Source organism: Gordonibacter sp. (genome assembly GCF_036667095.1).
Taxonomy (GTDB): Bacteria; Actinomycetota; Coriobacteriia; order Coriobacteriales; family Eggerthellaceae; genus Gordonibacter.
In genome coordinates this window covers 1-2,573 of sequence record NZ_JAVWUP010000283.1, presented here as the reverse complement: position 1 = coordinate 2,573, position 2,573 = coordinate 1, and the positions used below count along the sequence as shown (strand labels likewise).

Below are 2,573 nucleotides of genomic sequence, written 5' to 3'. Positions count from 1 at the left end.
TGAGCACCCGGCGTCCCTGCCGACAGCACACGCGACCTAGCCGCACTTCCCGTCAAGTTCGATCATGTCCAGCAACGCCTGCTGAGAATGAACGCCGAATTTGCGGTATATCTTCTTGATGTGCGTCTTGGCAGTTTCCTCGGAAATCACCAGTTGGGCACTTATAAAGCTGCAATTACGCCCCTTCGCCAAAAGTTCGAACACCTGCGTTTCGCGCGGAGACAACCCACGCAACTCGGCAAGAGCCTCCAGCGAACGTCTGAACTTGGGAGCAGCGTCATCGCGCACCAGGGGATGGAACACACCCCAGCCCGACTCCGGGAACGGGCTCTCGAATGCGAACAGCGCCACCAGTAGGATCACGAACACCGAGCAGGCGGCGACAATCGCCATAGTATAGCGATCGGTTGCAAGAGATATCAGCTGGGCGCCGATGATCGAACCGCCAAGCTGCCCCGCCATTAACGCCGTCATGGAAATGCACGCAAACCGGGCCACCGGCACATTCAACTTGCGCGTCAGAATGGCCCAGAGCGCCCAGATGATAATGTAGAAATACTGATACCCCATCTGATGCGCGGCAAAGCCTATCAAATCCAGCGGATAGTCCAGCGAAATAAAGATGAACCCTGCTGCCATGAGCGGCAGCGCAACCTGATAGGTCATATGGCGGAAGTCCATGCGGAACACGCTGGTAGTAACCAATATCGCCGCTGCCCCTAAAATGAGCGCAGCGATGTTCAGGTAGTCCCGCACCGTGATGAGGGTCTCGGTGCCAAGCACGAAGAAACCCTTCATCACTCCGTACGACAAGCCGAAGAACAGCGAGATGCCCGCAATCTCCAACAAGGCGTTGCGTACCGTCCCCCGTGTAGGAGGCTGGCTCCCAGCGCCGTCGCGCGGACTTTCGTCGGCCGCTGCAATGCGAGCATTGCGCACCATATTTTGACGGCGGGTGAATAGCCACATCTCCGCCACGGGAAGAAGCGCCGTGAGAAACCGGGCCGCCTGACCCGGCAGGAAGGTTATCAGCAGGTAGAACGCGCTGCCAGCAATAGTTGCCAGCACACTGTACACAATGGTCTGCCGCGCACCGAGAATGGACAGCAGCTCGCCCCACAGAACAACCTCAACGGCACTTCCCACGCCGGTAAGCAACGCGCCTAGCACGTAGACGAACGAGGCCGCATCGCCGAACGTCGCCGCCGACGGATACGAAACCAACATCGTACCTACCAGGGTAACAGCCCCCGCGCACAGCGGCGCTGTCATCGAGCGTCCGAACACGCGCCGCCTCTTGCTCAGAACGAACAGCGCTCCGTAGCCCAATACGTTGGTTAAAAGGGAAAGCAGCCATAACGGCTCCAGCGTCATCACGCCCGCCGCCTGCCCCACCTGTGGCGACACCGAGTAGAAGGCCGAGCTCCAGAATGTCACCCACACCCAGGTCCAGTGCAGTGCAAAGCCGATAACGATGGAGGCGTGCACATCAAAGCTGAACACCGATAGCCTAACGCGCTTATTGAGCGTGCCCCATTTAAGTCTGCCCATGAAAACCCCTTCCCCTTTTCTATTGTATCGGGTTTGCGCCGGGAATACTCCGCCCACAACGCAGGAGTCCTCGAAAGGCATCCCCCTGGCAGGGGTATCTTTGGCTTCACCCCGCCCCGACAAGGCGAAGCGCGGTCCATCCGGGCTACGATGCCGCCATAAGCCAGACAGGAGCTGCATTGCCCGAACGCGGCACGCTCAAGGCGGGAAGGGGAAACCATGGCACGTCTTTTCGAACATCCAGGCGTCGGCCAAAACGATCGCGAGGTCTATTTCGACAACGCGGCAACAGCGCCCCTGCACCCACCTGTTGCCGATGTCGTCACCCACGCAATGCAGCATACCTTTGGCAATCCGTCATCCCGTCATGCGCGGGGACGCGCCGCAAAAAAGCTGCTTGACGAGAGCCGCAAAACGGTTGCTCAGGCAATCGGCGCCCATCCCGACGAGATATTCTTCACCTCGGGCGGAACTGAGTCAAACAACCTGGCCATCACGGGGGCCTGCGCCGCCTACGAGCGGGATCGAGGACCTGGCACCATCGTCACCACCGCATTGGAGCACCCGTCGGTCACCAAAACTGTGCGGGCGCTCAAGCGCAGCGGATGGTCCGCTGTCTACTTGGAAGCCCACAGCGGCGAACTCGATCTCGTAAACCTCAAGGACACGCTACGAAAGAACCGTGACGTGCGTCTCGTTACCATCATGAGCGTCCAAAGCGAGCTTGGATACCGCTTCCCTGTCGATGAGGCCGTGCGCCTCTGCAAGAGGCAACGCGACGCCGCTGCCGAAGGCAGTGACGTCCACCTGCTGATTCACACCGATGCTGTCCAAGCATTCGGAAAAATCGCACTGGACGCACACGCCTTGGGAGTTGACCTGCTGTCGTTTTGCTCGCACAAGGTGGGCGGACCAAAAGGTATCGGAGCCTTGTACGTACGACGTGGAACCAAACTGTTCACCACCGCGCACGGCGGCGGGCAAGAGCAAGGGCTGCGTTCGGGCACCGAAGCGCTGCCGCT

Annotated in this window: 2 protein-coding genes; one reads left to right on the top strand and one right to left on the bottom strand. The window is 59.6% G+C overall.

All coding sequences use genetic code 11. The features are described 5' to 3' along the window. Window positions 1–36: 36 nt before the first annotated feature. Entirely contained in the window at window positions 37–1,551 is a 1,515-nt protein-coding gene (locus tag RR842_RS13730) for a helix-turn-helix transcriptional regulator (protein ID WP_332730152.1), read from the bottom strand. A gap of 219 nt (window positions 1,552–1,770) precedes the next feature. Between RR842_RS13730 and RR842_RS13725 the strand changes: the two genes are divergently transcribed. After that, window positions 1,771–2,573, top strand: an 803-nt coding sequence (locus RR842_RS13725; RefSeq protein WP_332730151.1) for an aminotransferase class V-fold PLP-dependent enzyme, incomplete at its 3' end; no start/stop codon positions are given.

Coding starts and splice junctions, on each gene's coding strand:
- RR842_RS13730 (WP_332730152.1), bottom strand. CDS start 1,551: ATGGGCAGACTTAAATGGGGCACGCTCAATAAGCGCGTTAGGCTATCG.